Raw genomic sequence first — 25,582 nt, 5'->3', positions numbered from 1 at the left:
ATCCACATAGTTATGTTCTATGTGGATTTTTTTTGGCTAAAAAACACGCTCTACATTTGTAGAACTTAAATATTTACTCTACATTCGTAGAACAAACTCTAAAATTGTAGAACATGCAACTTACAAAAACAGAAGAAGAGCTAATGAGCCACCTTTGGAAACTTGAAAAAGCTTTTATGAAAGATTTATTAGAAGCTTATCCAGAACCAAAACCAGCAACAACAACAGTCGCGACACTATTAAAACGCATGTCAGGAAAAGGATTTGTAGGTTACAAACTGTACGGAAAATCTAGAAAATATTATCCACTTGTAAAAAAACAAGACTATTTCTCAAAACATGTAAATGGTATCATTAAAAACTTTTTTAATGATAGTGCATCGCAATTCGCTTCGTTTTTCACTAAAGAAACCCATTTAACAAAAGCAGAATTACAAGATTTGAAAACTCTTATAGATAAAGAAATTAAAAACAAATAATTATGCTCATCTATCTTATAAAATTTAGCGCGTGTTTAACCATTTTTATGGTCTTCTACAATCTGTTTTTAGAGAAAGAAAACATGCATGTTTTTAAACGTATTTACTTATTATCTGTAATTATTTTAGCGTTTTCAATACCATTAATAACATTTATAACGTATGTAGATCCTGTTTATATTTCTGAAAATATTGAAGCAGCAACACCTCTTACGCTTTTAAATGCCAATGCAGAAATTACTAAACCTACAAATTATTTACCGCTAATATTATGGACATTATATACGCTTGGTGTTTTTATCTTCGGAATTAAATTTATTAGAAATTTAGCACTCATTATTTTAAAAATCAAAAGAAATCAAAAGCAGCAACAAGGTCAATTCACCAATGTATTATTAAATAATGAAAGTGTTCCTCACACATTTTTAAATTTTATATTTCTGAATAAAAACAGCTTTGAGAATCAATTAATTCCTACCGAAGTTATATTACACGAGCAAACACACGCTAAACAAAAACATAGTATTGATATTTTATTTATTGAATTTATACAAGTTGTATTATGGTTTCACCCATTGATTTATCTGATAAAAAAACAGATTAAATTAAATCATGAATTTCTAGCAGACCAAGCCGTGATAAATCAAGGAATATCAAAATCAAACTATCAAAATTTAGTACTAGCATTCTCATCAAGTGCGGCAAATACACCATTTGCAAATGCTTTTAATTATTCATCAATCAAAAAACGTTTTACAATTATGAACACACACACCTCAACACAGAAAATTTGGTTAAGAACATTATTGATTCTACCACTAATTACCATGTCACTTTATGGATTCAGTCAGAAAAAAGAAGTCGTAAAAGAAACTAAAATTACAGAACAGCAGATTAATTCGCTCACGACCACACAACAAACTCCTTTAGATTTTGTTATTGATTTGGCAAAACAGAATACAAAATTCTTTTATGCTGATAAAGAAATATCATCAGACAAAGCCATAGCATTAATTAAAGAAAATGAAGATTTATCTATCAATGCTCAAAAAATTAAGACGAAACAAATACTGGTTTACATCACAGAAACACCTGTTATAATTCCAAACAATGGTAAAAGTGATGATGCTATTTTTATTAACGGGACAAAAATAGATCCTACAAAAGAAATAATATTAAGTAAAACAGCGCTTTCAAACTGTAAAATAACCACTAAAAAAGGAGCTATTAATCAGTTTAAAATGAAGATTCCAGGGAAACCTACCGAAACAATAAACGGAAACAAGCTTACCAAGAAAATGAAAAAATTACTTGAATCATCAAAAAGTGGAGATGTGATACTTTTTTTCATGATTAAAGACAGTGAATCTTTTATGCTTTCTCCAATTAGAATAACAATAGAATAGCATAAAAAAAAACCCAAAAACAGCTATCCGTTTTTGGGGTTTTATATGTAAAATAGCTAAAATTTGCTATTATAATTTCTTAACATATTTAGTAATAATCACAATTTGTTGTGGCCCTACTTTACCTTCAATAAATTCTGCATTTTCATGATCAACACGAATATTTCTTACTGCAGTTCCTTGTTTTGCTACTAAACTAGATCCTTTTACTTTAAGATCTTTCACTAACACTACCGAGTCTCCATTTACTAAAATCACACCATTAACATCACGGTGAATAATTTTTTCAGAGTCATCTTTATCCTCTCCAGTTGCACGAGCCAAAGCAATAGCATCGTCATCTAGATACATCATATCTAATAAATCTTTTGGCCAACCTTCGTTACGTAATCTTTGTAACATTCTCCAAGACATAATTTGTACAGCTACATTTTCATTCCACATGCTGTCATTTAAACATCTCCAGTGATTTGGATCCATATCCACATTTTCTTCAATCTGATCTAAACAAACTTTACAAACCAACACATCGTTAGCTACGTTTTCGTTTAATGAAGGTGGAATTGTATATTGATTTAAATCTGTTGTTGAAGTACACATTTCGCAAGTTGAATTGCTTCGTGTTTGTAATGTTTCTAGTACGCTCATTATATTTATTTTTATACGAGCAAATATAGTAATTGCAACGTATTAAAAGCATAAAATGACTTTAGATTGTGGTTATAGCATTAAAAATCATTCCTTTTTAAGGATTATAATGTAGAATTGTAGCTTGGTTTTTTCCTCATATATTTTATAATTTTCTTCGGAATAAAAATCCCTGTGGTTGAAATAGATTGTTTTTCAGGAATTATATTAAGTGTCCAACCTGATCGATTAGCTTGTTTTGATACTTTACACTTTTTTAAAACCAAAAGTTTTATACAACCATTCCATTACAAAGCAAAAAACAATTATCCCTAAAGACACCGCAACACCTATTTTATTTGTTGAAAACTGCTGAACAATTAGCGTAAAAAAGGCAATTAAACAGAATACACTCGCTAAAGCGTGAATCCATTTTTTTGAACCTAATTCTTTATATTTTTTGAATCCTATAAAATTTACCAAACAGAAAATTAATAAAAACCCAGCACTTCCAGCGGTCGAAATACTTTCTAAATTAAACAGATTCACCAATATTATAGATAAAACAGCGGTAATTAAAAACCCAATAGGTTTACCCCAAAATTTATGACAAAAATATTTAGGCAATTCATCATCTTCAGCAATATCATAATTCACTCTTCCGCTTCCTAAAATGGTGGCATTTATAGCAGAAAACGTAGAAATCAATGCCGTTATTGTAATAATTGTAAATCCTATTTGCCCTAAAGTAGGTTGCGCAGCTTCAGCAAGCACATAATCTTTTGCACTCGCAATTTTTTCAAAAGGTAAAGAACCAACGGTTACAATAGCAATTAAAACATACAAAACAACTACAAAACCAACCGCTCCAAAATATGCTTTTTCGGTATTTTTCTCTCGGTCTTTTAAGTCGGAAATTGAATTAGCAATCAATTCAAAGCCTTCATAAGCAACAAAAATCACCATTCCTCCAGATAGAAGTAAAAACGGACTTTCCCAATTTGTGGGAGAAAGTTGCGAAAGGTTTTCGGGATGCAATGAAAACCCATAAAAACCAATTCCTATAAAGGCAATAAGTATTAATAATTTAATAATTACAGCTACAGATTCTATACGGCTCACCAAACTCACGCTCAAATAATTTATAGCTAAAGCCAAAATAATAATTCCTGTTTGGCTAATTCGCACATCTATCGCTTTATCTCCGCTTATATGAATTAGCTCCGCACCATAAGACCCAAATGCCGATGCATATAAAGCCAACATTACAATATAACTCACCCAAAGCAAGTTATTTATGCTTCCTGCAAATATTCCATTTCCATATTGCTGATGCACAAATCGTACTGTTCCACCATTTTCTGGAAACTTTTTTGAAAGTTTAGCATAAGAATAAGCCGTTAATAACGCGATAATTCCTGCAAAAAGAAATGCGATAGGTGTTCCTCCTTTTGCTAAGGAAACTGCAAGTCCTAAAACCGCAAAAATTCCGCCACCAACCATACCTCCTATTCCTATAGAAATAGCGTCTTTTAGTGATATTTTTTTATTCATTATCTTAATTTTAAATTTCAAAAACTATACAAATAACAACTAATTTTAAGAGGCAAACACATTATTATAAAGAATTATAACCGTTATTTGCACCCTAAATATTTTGTGTTCCCCTAATTGAGTTTAAAAACTTTGTTAAACTTAACATAAAAAACTTGCGAGAAACTCCTCACAAAAATAATTTTGTAGTCCAAATGAAAAAGGCTTTTGTAAAATATATACTTTCGGTAATCATCCTTCTAGGAGTGATGGCCAATTTGTATGCAAATGCCACTTTAAATCATTCGGCGTCTTCACATAAAACTAACGGAATACATCAATCAGATGTTATTAATTCTCATAACGAATTTCGTCCTTTAGATTCAAAAAGAGCTTTAGATTTTGAACAACTTTTAACCGAAGTTAGCGAAAATGAAGAAGTTGAAGACAACATTAACACCAATAAATACAATCCTTTTTCATATCACGACAGTCTTTCTGCTGTCTTTTTTCATGCGTTATTTTCGCGCCATACTCTTGAGCGTCAAACAACGTTAGCACAAAGCAAGCCTGTAAACTTTAACCGTTGCAAGCGCTATATTCAATTTGAAGTTTTTCGAATTTAAAATACACCTTCTTTAAAATATGATTGGAGTTTTTCTCTTCAACATCTCACGTTTATAATCATTTATAAGCGCAATTGGTCTGTTTATTATTTTAAAACACCAGACCTCACACTCACTATTTATTATTTTAAAAAATTCATTTTAATTATGAAAAAACTCCCTATTTACGTAGGTACATTTGCTATGCTTTTTGCTTTTAGCTGTAACTCACATAAGGAAGAAAAACACGAAGAAAGAACCTTTAAGGTTACTAATCCTATTTACAAGGATACTTCAATTACAAAAGGATATATTTCTCAAATTCATGCCATCAGACATATTGAATTAAGAGCAATGGAGAAAGGTTATCTTCAAAAAATAGCTATTGATGAAGGTCAGAAAGTAAAACCCGGACAATCATTATTTCAGATTATGCCTAACGTTTATCAAGCCGAATTACAAAAGGCTGCTGCCGAAAGTGATGCCGCTTCAATTGAATATGAAAACACCAAACTTTTAGCAGATAACGATGTGGTATCTCCAAATGAGTTAGCACTTGCTAAAGCTAATTATAATAAGGCTAAAGCCGAAGTTTCGCTTGCTAGTACACATTTAGGTTTTACAAGTATTAAAGCACCTTTTGAAGGTCTTGTGGATCATTTACATGTAAGAGAAGGTAGTATGCTAGACGAAGGCGAACTGTTAACTACACTTTCTGACAACAGCAAAATGTGGGTTTATTTTAATGTTCCGGAAGCAGAATATTTAGATTATATCATGAATGTTGACCGAACAGAAAATGAAGAAGTAGATTTATTATTAGCTAATAATAAAAAATTCAACCAAACAGGAATTGTTGAAACTATTGAAGGAGATTTTAATAGCGAAACAGGTAACATTGCCTTTAGAGCAACATTTCCAAACCCAGATGGTATTTTAAGACATGGTGAAACCGGAAGTGTTTTAATGACTATTCCGTTAGAACATGCCTTATTAATTCCGCAAAAATCAACATTCGAAGTTTTAGATAAACGTTTTGTGTTTGTTATTGGAGAAGATCACGTTGTAAGACAAAAAGAAATTACGGTCGCTGCCGAATTGTCTCACTTGTTTGCCATTAAAGATGGTATTACTGAAAATGATCATATTCTTTTAGATGGTATCAGATTGGTTAAAGACAATCAAAAAATTCAATTTGAAGTTGAAGATCCAAACGAGGTACTTTCTCACTTGGATATCTACGCCGAATAACCCCTAAAATCTCACATAATGTTTAAAAAATTTATAAAAAGACCGGTACTCGCTATCGTTATATCGGTTATTATTGTGTTTCTAGGGTTGTTAGCTATTAAACAATTACCTATTTCGCAATTTCCACAAATTGCCCCAACAACCGTAAATATATTTATTGCTTACCCAGGATCTAGTGCAGATGTATTAGTAAAATCAACATTAATCCCGCTTGAAACCGCCATAAATGGTGTACAAGGAATGCGATATATTGCTTCTGATGCTACAAGTGCTGGTGAAGGAACTTTACGTATTATTTTTGAACCTGGAACCGATCCCAATGATGCGGTGGTAAGGGTAAAAACGCGTGTAGATCAAGTAATGCCTTTACTTCCAGAATTGGTACAACGTGAAGGTGTTGTAATTACGCCCGTACAACCAAGTATGTTAATGTACGTTAACCTATTTAGTAAAGATAAAAATAACGACGAAAAATTCTTATACAACTATGCTTACACTCAAATTGTACCAGAAATACAACGTATTAACGGTATTGCAAGTGCTCAAATATTAGGGAGTAGAAAATTTGCAATTCGTGTATGGTTAAAACCAGATAGAATGCGTGCTTATAATATTTCGGCAGAAGAAGTATTAGAAGCCATGGAAGACCAAAGTATTTTGGCTAGACCAGGACGAATTGGACGTAGTTCGGGTAAAAAATCGCAAGCTTTAGAGTATGTATTAACCTATAGAGACCGTTATAGCGAACCCGACGAATACAAAAGTATTATTATTCGTGCCAATGCCGAAGGAGAAACCATCTCGCTTGGTGATATTGCCGATGTAGAATTAGGAAGTGAATTTTTTGATATCTACTCCAATTTAGATGGTGACCCATCTGCTTCAATTGTATTAAAACAAACCTTTGGAAGTAACGGTAGTGATGTTATAAAAGATGTAAAAGAAAAACTAAAAGAGATTAAAGAAAACTTACCTCCGGGAGTAGATTATAAAATTAGTTATGATGTTTCTACATTCTTAAACGCCTCAATAGATCAGGTAATTGATACTTTAAGAGATGCTTTTATTCTTGTAGCTATTGTAGTATTCTTATTTCTTGGAGATTGGCGTTCTACAATTATCCCTATTATCGCAGTTCCGGTATCTTTAATTGGATCCTTTTTTGTGATGCAATTATTTGGGTTATCTATTAATATTATTACCCTATTTGCTTTAGTACTCGCCATTGGTATTGTGGTAGATAATGCCATTGTGGTGGTAGAAGCGGTCCATGTAAAAATGGCCGAAGAAAACCTCTCACCTTACAAAGCATCATCTGAAGTTCTTGGAGAAATTGGAGGAGCAATTATAGCAATTACTTTGGTAATGGTTTCGGTATTTATACCTATTTCATTTATGTCTGGACCTGTAGGTGTATTTTACCGCCAGTTTTCAATTACTATGGCCGGATCAATTGTAATTTCAGCAATTGTAGCATTAACATTAACACCTGTGCTTTGTGCAATGTTACTTAAAAACACACACGGTAAACCTAGAAAGAAAACACCTATAAATCGTTTTATTGATTGGTTTAATGGTGGTTTTGAAAAACTTACCGGTCGTTATGTTGGTTTTCTTAAACACATTGTAAACAGACGTGTTATTACCTTCGGAATTTTAATCGCATTTTGTGCTGGTATTTTCGTAACTAATAAAGTACTTCCTGCAGGATTTATCCCAAGTGAAGATCAAGGGATGATTTATGCCATTATACAAACTCCTCCGGGAGCAACATTAGAACGCACTAATGAAGTAGCTCACAGACTGCAAAAAATTTGTGAAGAAATGGATGGTGTCGCCTCTGTATCGTCACTTGCGGGATATGAAATTATGACTGAAGGACGTGGATCTAATGCTGGTACATGTTTAATTAACCTAAAACCATGGTCAGACAGAGAACATTCTGTGCATGAAATCATGGAAGAATTAGAAGAAGAATCTAAAGATCTTGGTGCAGTTATTGAATTTTTTGAACCACCAGCAGTTCCAGGTTTTGGTTCTTCAGGAGGATTTTCATTACGTTTATTAGACAAAACTAACGGAACTGATTATCAAGAATTTGAAAGAGTAAATAATGAGTTTATTGCCGAGTTAAGCAAGCGTGAAGAACTTACTGGTTTATTTACATTCTTCGCAGCAAACTACCCTCAATATGAGTTAGTTATCAATAATAAAGCAGCAATGCAAAAAGGAGTTTCTATAGGAAAAGCTATGGAAAACCTAAACATTCTTATTGGTAGTACTTACGAACAAGGGTTTATTAAGTTTGGTCGTTTCTTTAAAGTTTATACACAAGCAGCTCCAGAATACAGAAGCTTACCTTCCGATTTAGAAAAGCTTTATGTGAAGAATGAAGAAGGCGAAATGGTACCTTATTCTGCGTTCATGAAAATGGAAAAACGTTTAGGTCCTAATGAGATTACACGTTACAACCTTTACAATTCGGCAGCAATTAGAGGACTTCCAGGAAACGGGTTTACAAGCGCAGATGCTATTCAAGCGATTAGAGAAGTCGCTAAAGAAAAACTTCCTAGAGGTTATGATATTGCATGGGAAGGTTTATCATACGATGAAGCCAATAGAGGAAACGATGCCATTTTAGTTTTTGGAATTGTACTCATATTTGTGTACTTCGTATTAGCGGCTCAATATGAAAGTTTCTTACTTCCATTCGCCGTATTATTATCACTTCCGGTTGGAGTTTTTGGGTCATTCTTACTCTTAAAACTTATGGGACTTTCTAATGATGTATACGCCCAAATTGGGGTCATAATGTTGGTAGGACTACTAGGTAAAAATGCCGTGTTAATTGTAGAGGTTGCCGTTCAAAAAAACAGGCAAGGTGCAACTATTTTAGAAGCCGCGATTGAAGGTGCTAAAATGCGTTTCAGACCAATTTTAATGACATCATTTGCATTTATTGCAGGATTAATTCCTTTAATTTTCGCTTCAGGAGCTGGAGCTATTGGAAACAGAACTATTGGAGGATCTGCACTTGGTGGAATGCTTATAGGAACTTTATTAGGGGTAATTATTATTCCAGGATTATATTATGTTTTTGGTAAAATGGCTGAAGGACGTAGTTTAATTAAAGATGAAGCTCAAGAACCTGTTTCAGAAGAAATAATGAGACATAGCGAAGCCGAAGATAATGTAGAGAAAAAACTGAATGTAATTAGCAGACAGTTAAAAAAACTAATGAAACGTAAAGACAATGAATAAATATAATATAAAATTCACAAGCTTTAAGGTGGTACTTGCTTCAGTATTAACAACCGTTGTATTTTATAGCTGTGTACCAACCCGAGAAATTAGAGATGAGAGTACTGTTTTACCAGGCAACTATCAAGAAGTTGCCGTAAAAGACAGTACAAATACTGCTAATATAAATTGGAAAGCCTTTTTTAACGACCCTAATTTAACCGCTATTATTGATACTGCATTGGTGAACAACCAAGAGTTAAATATTATGTTACAACAGGTAGATATGGCCAAAAATGAAGTCAAAACTAGAAAGGGAGAATATCTCCCTTTTGTTGGCGTACAAGCGGGTGCAGAGGTTGAAAAAGTAGGACGTTACACTAGCCAAGGTGCAAGTGATGCGAATACAGATATTAGACCTGGAGTAGAATTTCCGGAGCCACTTCCTAATTATAATGTTGGAATTTCGGCATCATGGGAACTAGATGTTTGGAAAAAACTACGCAACTCTAAAAAGGCGGCAGTTATGGAATATTTATCTTCTGTTGAAGGAAAAAATTTCATGATTACTAATCTTATTTCTGAAATTGCAGATTCTTATTATGAACTTCAAGCTTTAGATAGCAAATTGAATATCATTGAACAGAATTTAGAACTTCAGAATAATGGTTTAAGAATTATTAGACTTCAAAAACAAGCAGCAAGAGCAACAGAACTTGGTGTACAACGTTTAGAAGCCGAAGTATTTAAAAACCAAAGTGAACGTTTTGAAGTGAAACAAGACATTGTTGAAACCGAAAATAAAATCAACTTTTTAATTGGTAGAACACCGCAACATATCACTAGAAATTCTGAACAATTTATTGAAAAAGAAATCGATACTATGTTTGTTGGTGTGCCATCGCAATTATTAGTAAACAGATCTGATATCCGTCAAGCGGAATATGAGCTTGCTGCAGCCAAATTAGATACTAAAGTTGCTAAAGCTAATTTTTATCCATCATTCACTATCAAAGCTGGAGTAGGATTAGAAGCTTTTAAACCTAAATATCTTACCACCATGCCAGAATCTTTATTATACTCGGTAGTTGGAGATATGGCGGCGCCTTTAATAAACAGAAACGCCATTAAAGCGGAATATTATAATGCAAACGACAGACAATTACAAGCTATTTTTGAGTATGAAAAAACCATTTTAAACGCGTATATTGAAGTAGCAAACGAACTATCAAATATTGATAATCTTAAAAAAAGCTATAGACTAAAAGCGCAACAAGTTGAAGCGTTAACCAAATCTATAGAGATTACAAATAAACTTTTTAAATCGGCAAGAGCAGATTATATGGAGGTTCTTCTTACACAAAGAGACGCTCTAGAATCGCAAGTTGAACTTGTTGAGACTAAAAAAGACCAGTTATTAGCGCATGTTTCTATGTATCGTCACCTTGGTGGAGGTTGGCAATAGCAACAGCTAATTGTTTTTAGTGTTAAAGAAAAGCCATTTCATATATATTATGAAATGGCTTTTTGATTTATGTAATGTAAAGTGATTATTATGACAACTCTTCTCTCATTTTTTTAGGCATCCCTTTTACAACCATATCATAAGAATGATCAATAAGTTGAAACACTAATTGCGGCGTTAATTCTCCCTTATAAATGTAAAGTGAGTTCCAGTGTTTTTTACTCATGTGCCAACCGGCTTCAATACTTGGGTAAGTTTCACGAAGCTCTAAAGCATAATCTGGATCACATTTTAAATTCACCGATCCTTCTCCTTTTTCCCATTTTTCTAACGGAAATAAGGCAAACATTTTACCCAATACCTTAAACACAAGCGTATCTTTATCAAAAGGAAACGTTTCAGTAACTCCTTTTTTATTTAGGCAATACTCGTGTAATTGTGAGATGTTCATTTTAAAAGTTTTGTTGATTCCCCTTCTATTTTTAATGCTGAATAATCCAATTTCCACCCAATAGTTTCTACAATATTTTCTATAAGCGAAATAGCTTCTAAAGCTTCTCCTTGTGCTACTTTATACAACCCACTTTCCGGAACTTTATCCATTATATGAAGTTTTGCTTCATTGTGTAATCCTGTTAAATCGGAAGCCTCAAAACGATTAAAAACGCCATCGGTTTTATCATAATAATTTAAATTAGTTTCAATACTTAACACTTCAGGTTGCGGAAAATCTAAGAGTGTGATTGTTTTATTTTTTTGATTGGCTTCTAGTTTTACTTTGGCAAAATCATACCCTACATGTGCTTTCGCATTTATAATAACTAAGGCTTTTTTTCGACTAGAAATCAATTTCAAAAAACGTTCTTTTACATCTTCGTAATGGTAAATTTCTGCAAAATCACCTTCAACAGTAATAAATTTACAGACTTTTTTTATTTTATCTAATAAGATTACAGATTGTGTATTTGCTAGTTTTTTAGAGCGTTGATGTTTTAAATAACTCACAATACCTATGGTTACAATAATTCCTAAGATTAATCCAAAAATAATATCCATTAGTCTATAATTTTATACAACACCGGTTTACTTGGCGTTGCATCGTTTTCAAAAGGTGCTATTTGTATGTTTACAAAATACGTACCATCTTCAACATGATTAGGTACAAAAATGAATTCCGTTATGGTAGCATCTAATCGTAATTTCCCAGACGTATTCCAAAAGGCATTATGTGACACTAATTTTCCTTCATCCTTTTCTTTATCTACACTTGGCAAATCAATTAATAAATGTTTCACCCCTTTTTTCTTTAAATACTGCGCCGCTTCTTCAAGCATATACGTAGGATTTGTATTTGAATATTGCCTAGATAATTTATCGCTCATATTAGGTAACGTTCTAATAATAACGGCATCTCTTTTTTTATTTCCTAAAGCAAATTGCAGTTGTTTTTTTGAAATCACAAAATCGTCTCCCACTTTTTCTGGTGCGATAGTAATGACTTCTCCAAAGAAGAAAAACTGCTTTAAATTCTTATTTATTGAATATACTTTTTCGGTAATATGACCTACACATTCGGTATGCGTTCCGTGAGAATGAGGGTTAAAATAAATGTTATTAAAATTTACTGCTGAGCCTTCAGTAACACTTCCCACCCAATCATCGGCAGTAACAGGTTCAATTTTTGGCTCATCAATATACCAAGCATTGACATTGTTTTTTGAGGCGATTAAAGGGATTGAGATATCTAAAGGTTGTGATAAATCTATTTTATATTTTGAAGAATTACGTTGAATTGTTGCAATCATAAGTTTAATTAATTTTGAATAAATCTGAAGCTATTCCGTCGCTTAAAAATTTTCCTTTAGCGGTTACTAATAGCTTATCATTATCAATATACAATAATTGTTGAGTTATAAAAGTTTCTGAAGCGCTTAATATATAGTTGTGATATTTGGTGCCAAATTTTTCTAAAACGGTAGATAAAGAGACGCCCCAAATGGTTCGTAAACTTGTCATTACATATTCGTTATATTGATCGGCAGTACTTAAAACCTCCGAAGTACTTGGCAGCGTTTTTTCCGCGAAAGCGTTAATATATTTAGTATTATTTGCAATGTTCCAACTGCGGGTATTTTCAATAAAAGAATGTGCCGATGGACCAATACCTAAATAGGGTTTTCCTTGCCAATAACTGGTATTATGTTTTGAGAAATAGTCTGGTTTTCCGAAGTTTGAAATCTCGTAATGCACAAAACCATGCGCGGTAGTTTCGGCAATTAAATGGTTAAAATGTGCTAAGGCCAAAGCCTCGTCAATTGGAGGATAATCGCCTTTTGCTATAAAAGTATCAAGTGCAGTTTTAGGTTCTACCGTTAGTGCGTAACTTGAAATATGGTTAATACCAAAATTAAAAGCAATTTGTAAATTCTCGTTCCATTTTTGAAGACTCATATTAGGTATTCCGTAAATTAAATCGATCGTTATATTATCGAAAAACTGAGTCGCTTCTTGCAAACATTTTTTAGCTTCTTCAGCATTATGAGCGCGATTCATACTTTTTAAATCATCTTCAAAAAACGACTGAATTCCTATAGATAATCGATTAATACCGATGCTACGATAATTTTCAAAAATGGTTTCAGACTGCGATTTCACAGTCATTAAATCATCTGGATTTGCCTCGAGAGTAATTTCGGGCGTGTCGCAAACTGTATAATTTTTGTACACAGCATCAATAAGTAATTTTAACTCTGCAACAGACAGCATACTTGGCGTACCACCACCAAAATAAATAGTCTCCACCGTTTTATTTTGAAACGTAGATTTACGTAATTCTAGCTCGGTAATTAGAGCTTTAATCAATTGATCTTTCTTTTTTAAAGAGGTCGAAAAATGAAAATCACAATAAAAACAAGCTTGTTTACAAAACGGGATATGTATATAAATTCCTGCGATAATTTTTATATTTTAATTAATGAACCCTTATTTTTTTACTCGGCTTTCGTTTTGCTTTACAAAACTTGCCCAACCCGAATAATTTTTTCCTATTTCAACACGTCCGGCATTATAAAAATGACAAACTGCTGCAGCTAAACCATCCATAGAATCCAGGTTTTTAGGAAGCGTTTTTATGCCCAATAAACTTTGTAGCATTTTTGCCACTTGTTCCTTACTTGCGGCTCCATTTCCTGTAATTGCCATTTTAATTTTTTTTGGTGCGTACTCGGTAATTGGTACTTCCCTACTCAATCCGGCTGCCATGGCAACACCTTGAGCACGACCTAATTTTAGCATACTTTGTACATTTTTACCAAAAAAAGGCGCTTCAATAGCAATTTCGTCTGGATGATGTGTTTCAATAAGCTCAATGGTGCGTTCAAAAATGAGTTTCAATTTTAAATAATGATCGTCGTATTTTTTTAAATCGAGTTCATTAAGTTGCAAAAACTGCATTTTTTTACCAACAACTTTTATGAGTCCGAATCCCATAATTGTTGTTCCGGGATCGATACCTAATATAATTTTTTCGTTAGCCATTTTAACAATAAATTGATTTAATTTGCAGCATGCATTTTGAAACGCTTCCTCACAAAATTAAACAATTCTTTGCTCTACTTATTAAATTAAGCATAGTTGTTGGCGCTTTTTATTTTATATATTATAAACTGACTCAAAATGAAGACTTATCGTTTGGAGATTTTATAGCATTTACACACAAAAACAATGTGTTTTCAATTAAAAACGGCCTTATTCTTTCTGTTTTAAGCATTTTTAATTGGGTTTTCGAAATATTAAAATGGAAAACACTTGTTGATATTATACAACCAATTTCATTTAAAAAAGCTACCGAACAAAGTTTAGGATCACTCACAGCATCGTTATTTACTCCAAACCGCATTGGAGAATATGGCGCAAAAGCCATGTATTTTAAAAAAGAAGAACGCAAAAAAATTGTAGGTTTAAACGTAATAGGAAATACAGCGCAAATGCTAGTAACTACTTGTTTTGGAATGGTTGGTCTTTTTTATTTTGACAAAATATATCAACTGAATTTTGATAACGTAAAAATTTTAAAACTAGTAGTTTTTATAAGCGTATTACTTATTATAATTGGCATATTATTAAAGAAAAAAGTATTTAAAGTAAAATGGTTTTCTTTTGAAAAAACTCATGCTTTCTATAAGCTTATCAGTAAAAAAACAAAACTATTTACTGTTGTGTTTTCAATAATACGTTATGGTGTTTTTTCATTTCAATTATACTATTTACTTCTTATTTTTGGTGTAAATATCAGTTATACTAATGCGATGATAATTATTTGTAGCATGTACCTTTTAGCATCTATAATTCCGTCCATATTTATTTTTGATGTAGTTATAAAAGGAAGTATTGCAGTATATTTATTTGATTTTGCTGGTGTAAATCAACTCACCATTTTAAGTAGCATTACATTAATGTGGTTGCTTAATTTTGTAATCCCAAGTGTTTTGGGAAGTTATTATATACTTAATTTTAAGTTACCAAATTCTAAAACCATCTAATGTTTTACATTGCTTTTATAATCACTTTTTTATATGTTACACTTATTTTGAGTCTCATTTTTGGGTTTAATAAAGTGAGTGATTTCAAACTTAAAAACTTAAAACCAAAGACTAAATTTTCTATCATTATTCCGTTTAGAAATGAATCTAAAAACCTTCCTGAACTTTTAAAAACTATTGGTGAATTAAAATATCCGAAGGCAAATTTTGAAGTGATATTGGTAAATGATGCTTCCGAAGACAATTCTGCTACAGTCATTTCAGAATTTATAAAAACAGCATCTCAAAAACTAAATATTACAATTATAGATAATATTCGTATGAGTAAATCTCCTAAAAAAGATGCGATTACAACGGCAATTTTAAAAGCAAAATATGAATGGATAATCACTACCGATGCCGATTGTATTTTACCTAATTTATGGCTCCATACTTTTAATGAATGCATCATACAAAACACTTGCAATTTTATAGTTGCGCCAGTTACTTTCGCTAACGCAAGTACCACTTTTGAGCGGTTTCAAATTTTAGATATCTTAAGTTTACAAGGCGCGACAATTGGGGCATTTGGACTTAAAAAACCCTTTTTATGTAACGGTGCTAATTTAGCTTATAATAAAACATTTTTTAATACTTTAAACGGATTTAAAGGCAATAATAATATAGCTAGTGGAGATGATGTTTTTATGCTTGAAAAAGCGGTGAAATTTGCTCCCGAAAGTGTTACGTATTTAAAACATAAAGATGCTATTGTACAAACAAATCCTGAAGCTAATTTTAAACAATTGGTTTCACAACGCGTCCGTTGGGCTGCAAAAGCATCAAAATATGATGATTGGTTTTCAAAAATTGCAGGATTAACGGTTTTTATGATGAATTTACTCACCTTCGTTTTATGGTTTCTGTTAGCTTTTAGACTACTTCCTCTAACAACATTTAGTATGTTTTTTACTATAAAAATAGGTGTCGATTTTATATTAATAAATAAAACAGCACTGTTTTTTAATCAGAAAAAACATTTAACAAGCTACTTAATCTCTGGAGTTTCTTATCCATTTTTTAGCGTTTTTGTAGTTTTCATCTCTTTATTTAAAGACTATAATTGGAAAGGACGCCAGTTTTCAAAATAAGTAACTTATCATTTATTTTCACTAATTTTACAAGTACACAACATACTGTAGTCCTATGAAAAAATTTGCTTTAATTTTATGCCTTCTACTTAGTTATACTATAGTAAATGCTCAAGAATCATATACAATTGAAGGGGAAACACTTGATCTGAAAATAGATATTGAAGGCGACCTAGATTTACTTTGGGGAATTATTGATGGTGAATATCGCTATTTTGTAAGAACAAAAGAAGGTACAATTACCGAGTTGGTAAACACCAAAAATAAAGCGAAAAAATATCAAAAGGAATACATTACTTTACTAACATCACTCACAAATACATCTGCTGAAAAAGTAAACTTAACCTTATTTAATTTGCGTAATTTTATTGATGATTACAATGTTTTATCTGACTCTGATTATACGTCTTCTGTAAAACGTGCAAAAATGGAATTACGCTTAGGTCTTTTTGGAGGTGCTACTAACAGCCCGTTTGTGGGTAATCCTAATAATGTAATTGCACCTCAATTTGGTGCTGAATTTGAGTTTATTGAAACCAATAACTTATCAAGACATGCTATATTTTTACAAGCAAAACATGTTTTGGAAGCTGATGATTTTGACTATTCTACAACTGAAATTGCTTTAGGATATCGTTTTAGATTTATTAAAGCAGAAACCTTTAATATATACGCAAACATGAAATTTGCAGCTTTAAATATTACAAATGTAACTACCAATTATTTTGCTGAAGATAACACTACAATTATTAGCGAAGATATAAGTGAAACGTCTTTTGATGTACCGCTATCTTTTGGAATTGGAGCAGATATTAAAATATCATCACAGAGTTACATTACTATTGGTTACAACGAATTATTTGGTTTAATACTAGATAATGAAGGGAATTTCCCTACAAATATTACTCTTGGATATAAATTTGTTTTATAAAAAATAGCGATTAATTATCTGCTAATTAATATTTACAACTACAGGAAAGTTAAACTGAGTTGCCACTTGCTGACTGCGTTTTATAGCTGGATAAATTTTTGGTAACGAATCAAAACTATGCAATAATAAACTATCTAGTTGCGGAATTTGTTGCTGAGTTAATTCTTTTATTTCAATAGCATCAACAGTAAATACACCGGTTTTACTAATGGTGATTTTCATTTTTATAGTATCGTTAATATCTTCGGTAACAATAATATGTTGATTGGAGAGTTTTGAATTTAAGATAGAACGCAAAGTGCTTTCAAAACATATTTTTTTGTTCACTTTACCCGACGTCGTATCACAGGAAGCAAATGTTGGATATTCATCAACATCGTTCCAATTGAACGTTTGTAATTCGTCGTTAAGAATTTCCTGAGTGGTAATTTTCTTATTCTCAAAATAATTACAAGACGTCATTATTACAACACAAAAAACAAGTGATAAGCGCTTCATTTATATACTACTGAAACGGAAATGTACAATTTTTTTAGAATTTAATCTGCATTCATAAACTTTTCTTCCTTTAATTCGGCTAAACGCTGATCTGCAACCAAGATATAAAAGCTCTTTGGATACTTTATTTTGAAGTTTTTATATAACTTTATTTTAGTATCTATGTCTTTGTAATATCTATCTTTTGATGCTATTTCAAAAAAAGCAGCACTATCATTTTCAGGATTTTCTTTTACCGCAATTTTAAAACAAGAAATTGCCTCTTTGTATTTTTCTTGTCGGTTATAAATAGCTCCCAACATGGCATACTCAACATCAAGCGGTCTGTCGCTTAAAGCTAAATATTTTTTTATATAAGTTTCGGCAGTTTTAAAATCATTTAATTTCTCATAATAAGTTCCTAAAACATACAGCGCTCTAGCATTATGAGGGTCGTATTTTAAAGCTAATTTACGTTGAATAATAGCATTTTCATAATCGGATTGCTGTGCATAAGACAAACTCAATTTCTCGTGAATAAACTCAGATACTTCACCAAGGTTTATTAATTTTTCAAACCAAATTATAGCCGATTTATAATCATGTTGATTATAAAAATTTTGAGCTTTCAAACTTATAAGCGCAACATTGTTTTTATAACTCTCCAAGCCAATATTGATATAACTTTCGGCCGAATCATACTTTCGTTTTTTAACGTAAAATCGCGCCATTTTATAAATTGCTTTTTGGTGTGTTTTATCTAAATCATAAGCAGATTTAAAACGATTAAAAGCTGAAGAATCTTTTAACGCTTCTAAAGACAAGCCCAATTCGTAATGATAATTAGGGTTTTTATAATCTATATATACCAAATCATTAAATTTTTCGGCTGCCGCCTCATATTTTTTGGTTTTGTATAATAGTTTGGCATAGTCGTATTTTAGCAATGCATCATCTGGATATACAGCAATACTTTTCGCGTAAAAATTTAGTGCTTCATCATAATTCCCTAAAGCATAATACGCTTTTGCTATTTTAGATAACACCATATTGGTATTATTTAAACTTTTATAGCTTGTAATAGCTTTGCTATAATTTCCTGAGGTATATAAGCTATCTGCATAATTTAAAACTGCTATTTGAGCATTGGTTTTTACTGAAAAACATATTAAAATTATAAAAATCAGGTAACGCATATGGGTTTTGTTTCTAATTATTCTTTTACTAAATTAATAAAACCAAATTATATAATCTCTAAGCTTATTCTTTTTATTGGATTAGTAATTTTAATAGGCGCTTATAGAAATGTAACAAAAAACATTTTAGAACGTCTTATATAAGAACCTAAACAACAATTATATATGGATATTTTTTTACTCATCTTAGCAAGTATACTTATACTTTTGGGTGTTATTGGTAGTTTTTTACCCGTACTTCCAGGACCATTAACAGGTTGGATTGGTTTTTTAGTATTCTATCTTATAAAAGCAATTCCTATTAACTATACGTTTTTAATTATCACATTTATTGTCGCTTTAGGAATATGGATTTTAGACTACATTATTCCAGCCATGGGAACAAAACGTTTTGGCGGTAGTAAAGCTGGTATGATTGGAACAACAATAGGTTTAATTGTAGGGATTATCGCTCCTATTCCGTTTGGCATTATAATTGGCCCATTTGCAGGAGCACTTATTGGAGAGTTATTAAATAAAAGTGATTTTAATAATGCGTTGAAAGCTGCTTTTGGGTCCTTTTTAGGTTTTATAGCTTCAACATTTATGAAATTTATTGTTTCAATTATATTTTTAGGACTTTTTATAACAAAAGTTTACGAGCATGTACATCTTATATTTTAATAAAATTACAAACTGTTATAAATAGATAAAACCTAACAACTATAAAGATGTTAGGTTTTTTTCTTTGCTATTAACTCAACTAATTATTTTTTGAGGGATTATAAAAAAATTAATCGTTGCTGACTGCGCCAAAGATAATTAACATAAATAACTTTTAGATGCGGAAAAACCGTAAACTTGATGCGGAAAAACCGTACTTTCTAGTATTTACGGCACTTCAAAGACCATTACAAAAACACACAAATAGCTAATTTTAACATATTATTTTATAAAAACCCTTTTTTTCTTGCCTCGTCTAGCAAAGATTCATCCTTTCCGTCCGTAATTGAAAACAATAATTTCATCTGCTTTTTTCGTTTTTCAATGGCACTCATAGACAAATCTATATGCTCCCTTAAACTTCGCGTTTTAATTCCTTTTGATAATAAATGAAGAATTTTTCTATTTATATCATCAATATACACCTCGCTAGTAATGGTCTTTTTTAAATACTCATTTACAGTACTACTATAATATGGAGGTGATTTTAATATATGCTGAAATGCCTCAGCAAGCTCCATTGATGTAAGGTCACTTTTTATTAAAAAACCATCTGGACTCACTTCTTTTATAATATTATAAATACGAAACGACTCATTAAACATAGTAAGAATAATGATTTTTGTCTCGGGCATTATATCTCTTGTGATTTTAGCTAAATCCTCACCTGATGTAATTTGTCCATCGCTAGAACTAGGTAAACTAATATCGAAAAAACAGATATCATAAGGTTTATTTTTGGCTGCTTTTTGAAGTAAATCATTAGCAACATCACAGTTACCTGCGGTGTCTATTAATAAAACTTGGTCTTCATTTTTTGTGGCCATTAATGTGTTTTGATAGCCTTCAATAATCATTGGATGATCATCAACCATTAATATTTTAATCTCTTGCATAACTGCATCGTTTTTTTTTGATTCTTTTGATTAATATGGTGCTTTAATAGTAATCGTTGTGCCCTTATTTTCTTCGGAAGAAAAATCAACACTACCATTAATTTGATTAACACGAGAGGTTATGTTTTTTAATCCAATACCTTTTTTGCTTTTTGTAAGATCAAATCCTTTTCCATTGTCGGAAATTATCATTAAAATTACTGATTTTTCAAGTTGAATACTAATATTAATATCTTTAGCTTCAGCATGTTTATATATATTTTGAAGCGATTCTTGCACAATACGATATAGACTAATTTTAATTTTATTAGATACTATTTCCCAGTCTATATTATCAGTGTAATTAAACTTATATTTCAATTTATATGCGATTGATTGCTTATCAATAAGTTCACTTAAAATATCCATAAAACTAGATCCAGATACAAAATCGTTATTTAAATCGTGAGAAATACGTCTTATCTCCTCCTCTATTGTTTTTAGTTCAACCAGGTAATTGGCTCTTTTTTTAACAGCATCCATTCCTTCGTTAAAATTTAAACTATCTAAACTTAAGCGTGTACCAAAAAGTCGCCCTAAAATTCCGTCATGTAATTCTTGAGAAATACGTTTCTTTTCAGAGTGACGCACTTCATCTAATTTCTCTTGTTGCGATAACATGAGGTTATATATTTCTTCGTTAGCTTCTTGTTGGTTTTTCAAAAACACTAGTTCTTTGTTTTTGGCACGTTGCGTAATCACAATATACAATAACAACAGAGTAATTAACAAGGCAACTGTTGTGAATGACAACCATAAACGCTCTCTTGAAATACGTTCATTTTCTTCGGTAAGTAAATCGGTTTCAAACTCAATTCTGGCAAACTTATTTCTAACGTTTCGTTCATTATTTAATAAACTATCACTAAGCGCAATGTATTCGTTAAGGTATTTTTTTCCTTGATCACCTTTTTTAATTTCAGATAATAATTGCATTGATTCTAGCAAAATATCATACGAGCTAATCTCATTAGCCAAATTATAAGATTTTACAGCATAAACTAACGCAGAGTCTTTTTGCGTATTCTTTAAATAAAACTTAGCTAAATCAATACTTACCGCGAGTTGTGTAGTTGGATCACTTAAAGAATCACTTATCTGGTAAGCATCTTTAAGCATGTTTTCAATATTAATAATATCTTGGTGATTGGCTTCAAATTTAGTAAAGGCAAAGTTTTCTAAAACTAAAGGGTAAAATGTAGGATCTGTATCATTATAGCGGTCTTTATAATCCAAAACATTCGTATATAAACTTAATGCTTTTTCATAATCATGAAGTTTTCTATACGCAAAAGCCATATTATTAAGAGAGGTCATTTCTTGCATTAAACTCACCTCTTTTCGTTTAGCTATTTCATATGCTTTTTCATGATAAGCAAGCGATTCGTCATACATTTCTAACTTCAAATTAATAATCCCTAAAAGATTATACAGCACCCAAGAAGACAGTAAATTATCTTCTGTTTTTGGGAGATCATTTAAAATTTTAATCGCTTTTATAGCATTGGCTTCAGCTCCTAAATAATCTTTTTCAGTTTCTTGAATATCAGCCATATAAGACAATACCATAAACTGCCTATCATTTGCGCCTATCTTATCATAAATTTTAGCTGCCTCCGAGTAATACGCATAAGCGCTATCATTTTGTACCATCGTATAATGATGAAACCATCCCAAATTAAGATTAACAATCCCTATCACCAAAGAGTCTTTAGCTTGTACCGCTAAATCTAAGTTTTTAAAATTTACATCTCTAAATTTAACGTAATCTCCTCTATATAAATACACCGTTGATAATGCTCTATTAGAATTTATTAAAACGGTATCTACAGCAATTTCCTCAGATAACTTAACTGCTTCTAAGGCGTTTTCAAGGCGTTTATCCATCGATAACTCATTACTTTCAGATAAGGATCTTAACCTTTTAATATCTTTAAATTCTTGAGAATTTATGATATTCTGAGACATAACAGAGCTGTTACTCAATACGAGTAAGGATATAAAAATAAAGAAGCGTAACAATAGCACTTGGTTTATTATGGTTTATTCCAAATTTAGAATAAATTATTTAAAGCAAACGGTTTATTATCGTTTTAAAAAAACATATCCAGTGCAATAATTACAAAGTTTCTTCTGTAAGAAAATACAAATATTTTATAGCTATTGATTATCCGTTAGTTGGTAACTGTAAGTATTTTTTTGAATGTGCTAATGCATCAAATTTTGTTTCGCTTTTCTTGTAAGTATTTACGTCTTCTTTTTTCAACGTGTCGCTTGATTGACCTGAAAGTGTTAAGAATAATACGGCTACTAATAATGAGGTGATTTTTAAAGTTTTCATAAGGATGTTTTTAGAGATTATAAGGTATTTTGCTATTAGTTTTACGAAAGATTATCCGTTAGTTGGTAACTGTAAGTATTTTTTTGAATGTGCTAATGCATCAAATTTTGTTTCGCTTTTCTTGTAAGTATTTACGTCTTCTTTTTTCAATGTATCGCTTGATTGACCTGAAAGCGTTAAGAATAATACGGCTACTAATAATGAGGTGATTTTTAAAGTTTTCATAAGGATGTTTTTAGAGATTATAAGGTATTTTGCTATTAGTTTTACGAAAGATTATCCGTTAGTTGGTAACTGTAAGTATTTTTTTGAATGTGCTAATGCATCAAATTTTGTTTCGCTTTTCTTGTAAGTATTTACGTCTTCTTTTTTCAATGTATCGCTTGATTGACCTGAAAGCGTTAAGAATAATACGGCTACTAATAATGAGGTGATTTTTAAAGTTTTCATAAGGATGTTTTTAGAGATTATAAGGTATTTTGCTATTAGTTTTACGAAAGATTATCCGTTAGTTGGTAACTGTAAGTATTTTTTTGAATGTGCTAATGCATCAAATTTTGTTTCGCTTTTCTTGTAAGTATTTACGTCTTCTTTTTTCAATGTATCGCTTGATTGACCTGAAAGCGTTAAGAATAATACGGCTACTAATAATGAGGTGATTTTTAAAGTTTTCATAAGGATGTTTTTAGAGATTATAAGGTATTTTGCTATTAGTTTTACGAAAGATTATCCGTTAGTTGGTAACTGTAAGTATTTTTTTGAATGTGCTAATGCATCAAATTTTGTTTCGCTTTTCTTGTAAGTATTTACGTCTTCTTTTTTCAATGTATCGCTTGATTGACCTGAAAGCGTTAAGAATAATACGGCTACTAATAATGAGGTGATTTTTAAAGTTTTCATAAGGATGTTTTTAGAGATTATAAGGTATTTTGCTATTAGTTTTACGAAAGATTATCCGTTAGTTGGTAACTGTAAGTATTTTTTTGAATGTGCTAATGCATCAAATTTTGTTTCGCTTTTCTTGTAAGTATTTACGTCTTCTTTTTTCAATGTATCGCTTGATTGACCTGAAAGTGTTAAGAATAATACGGCTACTAATAATGAGGTGATTTTTAAAGTTTTCATAAAAGGGGGATTTAGTTTAAATGGTTATAAATTTTATATTTTTTTTAAATATATAAGCCCTTTTTAGTGTAACTAAAATCCATAAAAAACCAACGTATGCATAAAAACTTATACATACAAAATCGTGAAGTTAGATGAAACAATACATGAAAATATTGAACAAAAATGCTGCTAATCAATTGCTATTTTAAAGATTATAAGGGACTTAAATACTACTGTAAATTTATAGCATTTTTTATGAAATAAGAAAACATATTCGTTGAACTGCACTTTCTTAACAAAAAGGCAACAACAATAGGGTGTTTAAATAACACCTAATACAAATAATAAAATAAGATTTTTTAAACGATTTTTCTAGTAGAATTTCGTTCAATAATAGTGGTTTCAACCACCTTATGGATTGGCGTTTTAGTAACACCTTCAAGTTTTTCTAAAAGCGTCCTTACAGCTAATTTCCCAATGTTTTCAGCATGTTGACTTACCACAGTTAACGATGGTATTGAATGTTCTGACATTAACCCATTAGTAAAACCAATAACCGAAATATCATTAGGTACATCATATCCATTTAATCGGGCAATATTAATAGCTAAAACAGCCGAATATTCATCAGCAGCTAAAATAGCATCTACTTTTTCAGATTTTAAATGCTCTGTAAGTAATTTCTCAATACTCGTGTAATTTTCAACATTAATAATTAAAGGTTTTAACCCTAATTCATGAATCGCTTTTGTATAACCATCTTCTCGATACTGTCCAACGCTAATATCAGATATCGGGTTAATAAACAGAATGTTTTCACTACTTATATCAGATAAGAATTTAGTCGCTTTATACGCGCCCTCCAAATCATCTACAGTAACTTTATCACAATTCACCTCATCTACAACACGATCAAACATTACCATTGGTAATTCATAATTCATGCTTTTATGAAAATGTGAGTAATCTTTAATTTTTTGAGTTTCTTCTGCAACAGACAAAATAATACCATCAACACTTCCATTTATAAAAGTATCAATACTCTCACTTTCTTTTTTCTGAAGTTCGTTAGATAAGCATATAATAATTTTATAACCACGTTTTGACGCCTCACGCTCTATACCGTATAAGGCTTTACTGAAAAACTCCAATAAAATCGCAGGAATAATAACACCTATAGTTTTTGTTGATTTAGATTTTAAATTTTGAGCAACATTATTAGGGACATATTTATACGACTCAGCTAATTCCTTAACGCGAGTTCGTGTTTCCAAACTAATTTCAGGATTATCATTTAATGCTTTTGATACCGTAGAAATCGATACATTAAGAAGTTTTGCTAATCCTTTAAGTGTCATTTTTGTCCCCATACTATAAAATTACTAAATCTTTTAATTCAATATCGAATTTTAATCCGTTTTTTATCTAAAAATTAACTTACAAAAAATTAACCTTCTCTATTTTAAAATAGATAAAACAGCTATTAACTCAGAAGTCGAAAAATTTTCACTTCCTAAAGCTACATAGCTTCTTCTAAGAGCATATTTAAACCCCGTCTGTAGTACTTTTTAAAGACATCTACATAAATGTATCATATCCGTTTTAAACTCACGTTC

Annotated in this window: 28 protein-coding genes; 10 read left to right on the top strand and 18 right to left on the bottom strand. The window is 31.2% G+C overall.

Annotated features, from left to right (window positions below; translation table 11 throughout):
* Positions 1 to 113 precede the first annotated feature (113 nt).
* Entirely contained in the window at positions 114 to 479 is a 366-nt protein-coding gene (locus tag ACU4C5_RS07105) for a BlaI/MecI/CopY family transcriptional regulator (protein ID WP_446846371.1), read from the top strand.
* 2 nt (positions 480 to 481) lie between these two features.
* Positions 482 to 1,885 (top strand): M56 family metallopeptidase, encoded by a 1,404-nt coding sequence (locus tag ACU4C5_RS07100; protein WP_446846369.1) that lies wholly within the window; start codon positions 482 to 484, stop codon positions 1,883 to 1,885.
* 69 nt (positions 1,886 to 1,954) lie between these two features.
* Here ACU4C5_RS07100 and ACU4C5_RS07095 read toward each other — a convergent pair whose 3' ends face one another.
* Both ACU4C5_RS07095 and ACU4C5_RS07090 read right to left on the bottom strand, forming a co-directional pair.
* Entirely contained in the window at positions 1,955 to 2,533 is a 579-nt protein-coding gene (locus tag ACU4C5_RS07095; RefSeq protein ID WP_446846368.1) for a PhnA domain-containing protein, read from the bottom strand.
* 246 nt (positions 2,534 to 2,779) lie between these two features.
* Positions 2,780 to 4,066, bottom strand: coding sequence for an APC family permease (locus ACU4C5_RS07090; protein ID WP_446846367.1), 1,287 nt, complete (start codon positions 4,064 to 4,066; stop codon positions 2,780 to 2,782).
* Between the two features lie 194 nt (positions 4,067 to 4,260).
* On the opposite strand from ACU4C5_RS07090, the gene ACU4C5_RS07085 reads away from it, so the two are divergent.
* From ACU4C5_RS07085 to ACU4C5_RS07070, 4 genes are all read left to right on the top strand, one after another.
* Complete coding sequence (locus ACU4C5_RS07085) at positions 4,261 to 4,671, top strand: hypothetical protein (protein WP_446846366.1); 411 nt, start codon at positions 4,261 to 4,263, stop codon at positions 4,669 to 4,671.
* Positions 4,672 to 4,818: 147 nt separating this feature from the next.
* Positions 4,819 to 5,901 (top strand): efflux RND transporter periplasmic adaptor subunit, encoded by a 1,083-nt coding sequence (locus ACU4C5_RS07080; protein WP_446846364.1) that lies wholly within the window; start codon positions 4,819 to 4,821, stop codon positions 5,899 to 5,901.
* Positions 5,902 to 5,919: 18 nt separating this feature from the next.
* On the top strand, positions 5,920 to 9,162 hold the full coding sequence (locus tag ACU4C5_RS07075; RefSeq protein WP_446846363.1) for an efflux RND transporter permease subunit: 3,243 nt from the start codon (positions 5,920 to 5,922) through the stop codon (positions 9,160 to 9,162).
* Positions 9,155 to 10,606, top strand: coding sequence for a TolC family protein (locus ACU4C5_RS07070; protein WP_446846362.1), 1,452 nt, complete (start codon positions 9,155 to 9,157; stop codon positions 10,604 to 10,606). Before ACU4C5_RS07075 ends, ACU4C5_RS07070 begins: the two co-directional genes overlap by 8 nt.
* Positions 10,607 to 10,694: 88 nt before the next feature.
* On the opposite strand, the gene ACU4C5_RS07065 is transcribed toward ACU4C5_RS07070, so the two are convergent.
* From ACU4C5_RS07065 to ruvC, 5 genes are read right to left on the bottom strand one after another with little or no spacing between them, the layout of a single operon-like run.
* The gene (locus ACU4C5_RS07065) at positions 10,695 to 11,057 is read right to left on the bottom strand and encodes an MmcQ/YjbR family DNA-binding protein (protein WP_446846361.1); all 363 of its coding nucleotides are present in this window, start codon (positions 11,055 to 11,057) and stop codon (positions 10,695 to 10,697) included.
* Positions 11,054 to 11,662 carry a DUF4230 domain-containing protein gene (locus tag ACU4C5_RS07060; protein WP_446846360.1) on the bottom strand — a complete coding sequence of 203 codons (609 nt, stop codon included), beginning with the start codon at positions 11,660 to 11,662 and terminating at the stop codon, positions 11,054 to 11,056. Before ACU4C5_RS07060 ends, ACU4C5_RS07065 begins: the two co-directional genes overlap by 4 nt.
* Entirely contained in the window at positions 11,662 to 12,411 is a 750-nt protein-coding gene (locus ACU4C5_RS07055) for a cyclase family protein (RefSeq protein ID WP_446846359.1), read from the bottom strand. The genes ACU4C5_RS07060 and ACU4C5_RS07055 overlap by 1 nt, the downstream gene beginning before the upstream one ends.
* Before the next feature lie 4 nt (positions 12,412 to 12,415).
* Positions 12,416 to 13,540, bottom strand: a complete 1,125-nt coding sequence (gene hemW, locus ACU4C5_RS07050; protein ID WP_446846436.1) for a radical SAM family heme chaperone HemW — start codon at positions 13,538 to 13,540, stop codon at positions 12,416 to 12,418.
* Between the two features lie 48 nt (positions 13,541 to 13,588).
* Positions 13,589 to 14,143 carry a crossover junction endodeoxyribonuclease RuvC gene (gene ruvC / locus ACU4C5_RS07045; RefSeq protein ID WP_446846358.1) on the bottom strand — a complete coding sequence of 185 codons (555 nt, stop codon included), beginning with the start codon at positions 14,141 to 14,143 and terminating at the stop codon, positions 13,589 to 13,591.
* 29 nt (positions 14,144 to 14,172) lie between these two features.
* Between ruvC and ACU4C5_RS07040 the strand changes: the two genes are divergently transcribed.
* The 3 genes from ACU4C5_RS07040 to ACU4C5_RS07030 are packed head-to-tail and all read left to right on the top strand — an operon-like array spanning position 14,173 to position 17,208.
* Positions 14,173 to 15,147: a hypothetical protein gene (locus tag ACU4C5_RS07040; RefSeq protein WP_446846357.1), complete on the top strand. Its 975-nt coding sequence runs from the start codon at positions 14,173 to 14,175 to the stop codon at positions 15,145 to 15,147.
* Positions 15,147 to 16,277: a glycosyltransferase gene (locus tag ACU4C5_RS07035; RefSeq protein ID WP_514132399.1), complete on the top strand. Its 1,131-nt coding sequence runs from the start codon at positions 15,147 to 15,149 to the stop codon at positions 16,275 to 16,277. The genes ACU4C5_RS07040 and ACU4C5_RS07035 overlap by 1 nt, the downstream gene beginning before the upstream one ends.
* Positions 16,278 to 16,332: 55 nt before the next feature.
* Positions 16,333 to 17,208, top strand: coding sequence for a hypothetical protein (locus ACU4C5_RS07030; protein ID WP_446846355.1), 876 nt, complete (start codon positions 16,333 to 16,335; stop codon positions 17,206 to 17,208).
* A 21-nt stretch (positions 17,209 to 17,229) separates the two neighbouring features.
* Here the strand turns inward: ACU4C5_RS07030 and ACU4C5_RS07025 are convergent, their stop codons facing one another.
* Positions 17,230 to 17,706 (bottom strand): hypothetical protein, encoded by a 477-nt coding sequence (locus tag ACU4C5_RS07025; protein ID WP_446846354.1) that lies wholly within the window; start codon positions 17,704 to 17,706, stop codon positions 17,230 to 17,232.
* A gap of 41 nt (positions 17,707 to 17,747) precedes the next feature.
* On the bottom strand, positions 17,748 to 18,881 hold the full coding sequence (locus tag ACU4C5_RS07020; RefSeq protein ID WP_446846353.1) for a tetratricopeptide repeat protein: 1,134 nt from the start codon (positions 18,879 to 18,881) through the stop codon (positions 17,748 to 17,750).
* Positions 18,882 to 19,046: 165 nt separating this feature from the next.
* On the opposite strand from ACU4C5_RS07020, the gene ACU4C5_RS07015 reads away from it, so the two are divergent.
* Complete coding sequence (locus ACU4C5_RS07015; RefSeq protein WP_446846352.1) at positions 19,047 to 19,544, top strand: DUF456 domain-containing protein; 498 nt, start codon at positions 19,047 to 19,049, stop codon at positions 19,542 to 19,544.
* Between the two features lie 266 nt (positions 19,545 to 19,810).
* Here the strand turns inward: ACU4C5_RS07015 and ACU4C5_RS07010 are convergent, their stop codons facing one another.
* The 9 genes from ACU4C5_RS07010 to ACU4C5_RS06970 all read right to left on the bottom strand — a co-directional run bounded on the left by ACU4C5_RS07010 (position 19,811) and on the right by ACU4C5_RS06970 (position 25,336).
* A complete protein-coding gene (locus ACU4C5_RS07010) occupies positions 19,811 to 20,479 on the bottom strand; it encodes a response regulator (RefSeq protein WP_446846351.1) in 669 nt (222 codons plus the stop codon).
* Positions 20,480 to 20,509: 30 nt separating this feature from the next.
* Positions 20,510 to 22,486 carry an ATP-binding protein gene (locus ACU4C5_RS07005; protein WP_446846350.1) on the bottom strand — a complete coding sequence of 659 codons (1,977 nt, stop codon included), beginning with the start codon at positions 22,484 to 22,486 and terminating at the stop codon, positions 20,510 to 20,512.
* A 199-nt stretch (positions 22,487 to 22,685) separates the two neighbouring features.
* Complete coding sequence (locus ACU4C5_RS07000) at positions 22,686 to 22,859, bottom strand: hypothetical protein (RefSeq protein ID WP_446846349.1); 174 nt, start codon at positions 22,857 to 22,859, stop codon at positions 22,686 to 22,688.
* A gap of 51 nt (positions 22,860 to 22,910) precedes the next feature.
* A complete protein-coding gene (locus tag ACU4C5_RS06995) occupies positions 22,911 to 23,084 on the bottom strand; it encodes a hypothetical protein (protein WP_446846349.1) in 174 nt (57 codons plus the stop codon).
* A gap of 51 nt (positions 23,085 to 23,135) precedes the next feature.
* Positions 23,136 to 23,309 (bottom strand): hypothetical protein, encoded by a 174-nt coding sequence (locus ACU4C5_RS06990; RefSeq protein WP_446846349.1) that lies wholly within the window; start codon positions 23,307 to 23,309, stop codon positions 23,136 to 23,138.
* Between the two features lie 51 nt (positions 23,310 to 23,360).
* Positions 23,361 to 23,534 carry a hypothetical protein gene (locus ACU4C5_RS06985; protein ID WP_446846349.1) on the bottom strand — a complete coding sequence of 58 codons (174 nt, stop codon included), beginning with the start codon at positions 23,532 to 23,534 and terminating at the stop codon, positions 23,361 to 23,363.
* Positions 23,535 to 23,585: 51 nt separating this feature from the next.
* On the bottom strand, positions 23,586 to 23,759 hold the full coding sequence (locus ACU4C5_RS06980) for a hypothetical protein (RefSeq protein ID WP_446846349.1): 174 nt from the start codon (positions 23,757 to 23,759) through the stop codon (positions 23,586 to 23,588).
* Positions 23,760 to 23,810: 51 nt separating this feature from the next.
* A complete protein-coding gene (locus ACU4C5_RS06975) occupies positions 23,811 to 23,984 on the bottom strand; it encodes a hypothetical protein (protein WP_446846349.1) in 174 nt (57 codons plus the stop codon).
* A 341-nt stretch (positions 23,985 to 24,325) separates the two neighbouring features.
* Positions 24,326 to 25,336: a LacI family DNA-binding transcriptional regulator gene (locus ACU4C5_RS06970; RefSeq protein ID WP_446846348.1), complete on the bottom strand. Its 1,011-nt coding sequence runs from the start codon at positions 25,334 to 25,336 to the stop codon at positions 24,326 to 24,328.
* Between the last annotated feature and the right edge of the window lie 246 nt (positions 25,337 to 25,582).

This window comes from Lacinutrix undariae, from assembly GCF_052934785.1.
This window is presented reverse-complemented; position numbering and strand designations above follow the sequence as displayed.